Genomic DNA, 1,829 nt, shown 5'->3' with positions numbered 1-1,829 from the left:
CCCAAATAAGGAATGGCGATGATCATTCCCGGTACTCCCCAAAGAATACCGCCCAATACGGCTATCAGTATGGTCATCATGGGGTTGAGGTTCACTTTTTTGCCAACAATAAGAGGCTCAAGGAAATAGCTTTCAATAAACTGCGCCACTGCAAAAAGGGCAACTACACCAAGCGCAGTGGCTGTATCATTATAAATTATGGCCATTAACAGAGGGAATGCGGCACCTATCATATTACCGATATAAGGGATCAGTGAGAGAAGTGCTGCAAGTACGCTGTAGAAGATGGCATATTTAACACCAAGAAGTGTCAATCCTATGGAGTAGATTGTAGCCAGAATGCCGATAAGGATGAATTTAGCCCCAAGATATTGCAGTGCGATCTCACCCGACTCCTCCATGGTTTTACGAGTTTGTTCGCGGTATTTTTTGTCCATAAGTTTTAACACGAATCGCTTGAGGTGCCGGCGATAATACAGGAACAGGAAGGTATATATTAAAGTTAAAAGAAGATCCGTAAGCGAGTTTAATATGCTGCTGGCTATATTTTTGGCGGTGCTTTTCAGTTGGGAGTGCCCGGTATTTTGAAAGAAGGACTCCAACTGCTTTGAGGTGAGGCCGGTTTTCTTTTCCAGGGTTTTTTGAAGCGTCTCTATTTTTTGTTTCCCCTGGCGTTCAAGTTGTTTTGAGTTGTCAGACATCTGATTGGCCTGATAACCTAACAGGCCGGAAATTAGGGTAAGAAAAGCCACTACAATAAATACGGCTATGATCGATGACCATAGCCGGTTAGCGCCTTTACCTTCTGCCTTTCTTGCCAGCCTGAGCATGAGCAGGGCAATTAAAAATGCTACTGCCAAAGGTTTAAAAAAAGGTGCGGCAAAATAAATCCCACCAAAGAAGAGGACCAATAACAAAAGGACTAATACGGATTTTTGCAATAAGCTGCTCTTCATCGGTAGGTGGGGATTATCTTGCGTAAAATCTTTTATATCTTGCTACTACAAACATAAATACGCCGTAGCAAACCAATCCGGCAGCAATAAGTGCCATTAACCAGGGGCCGCTGGTAGATTGCTGAATGAAGGAAAATGCTCCGGAAGACCCTTGTATGGTTCCGGGGTTGGATTGTAGTGCGGCCTGAAGAAAGAAGTAACCTACAATGCCTACCAATACACCCCGTGCGATAAATCCTGCATATCCTGCATTTTTGATAATCGATTCGGCTTTGCTGTATGGTATTTCTACGGGGCGCAGGTTTTGTGTGAAATCTCCTTTATAGACTCTGTAAAACTGATATGCAGCCTTTGCGAAAAGGCCCACTGCAATGAAAATAACCACAAGTACTCCAAATTTACTTTGCAGCAATGAAGCAATTATGCCTTGCTGCGACTGGCCTGATGAGCCGCCACCTCCTGATATCTGCATTACAGCGTATATACCCAGTGCCAGGTACAACAACCCACTAATAAAGTAGCCTGTACGCTTTACTTTGCCTTTAGTGTCCGTGCCTTCGTCCTGCGGATCCTGAACTGACTGTACAAAGCGCCAGAAAGCATAGCAGGCTAGCCCAATAGCCATAAGAATTAGTAAAACGTTTCCGAAAGGTTGTTTTTGAAGGAACTCTATCACCTGTACTTTTCCGGCTTTCTGTCCACCCATGTTGAAGGCTGCCAATAAGGTCAATACACCGGCTACACCATAAACCACTCCTTTGGCTACATGGCCGACTCGTCCGGCTCGTTCTTTCCAGTTATCATTTGCTGATGATATATGTGTATTCATAATTGGTTTTTTTAGTTATAGTGATCACTTTTTAACAGGAAAAA

General features: G+C 43.7%; 2 protein-coding genes. Both read right to left on the bottom strand.

The window, feature by feature from the left end:
• A partial coding sequence (locus E1163_RS00740; protein ID WP_155168613.1) for an AI-2E family transporter occupies nt 1–956 on the bottom strand: 956 nt, incomplete at its 3' end.
• A 13-nt stretch (nt 957–969) separates the two neighbouring features.
• On the bottom strand, nt 970–1,785 hold the full coding sequence (locus tag E1163_RS00735) for a DUF1206 domain-containing protein (RefSeq protein ID WP_155168612.1): 816 nt from the start codon (nt 1,783–1,785) through the stop codon (nt 970–972).
• Between the last annotated feature and the right edge of the window lie 44 nt (nt 1,786–1,829).

This window comes from Fulvivirga kasyanovii, from assembly GCF_009711405.1.
In the GTDB taxonomy this organism is placed as follows: Bacteria; Bacteroidota; Bacteroidia; order Cytophagales; family Cyclobacteriaceae; genus Fulvivirga; species Fulvivirga kasyanovii.
This window is presented reverse-complemented; position numbering and strand designations above follow the sequence as displayed.

Coding starts and splice junctions, on each gene's coding strand:
- E1163_RS00735 (WP_155168612.1), bottom strand. CDS start 1,785: ATGAATACACATATATCATCAGCAAATGATAACTGGAAAGAACGAGCC.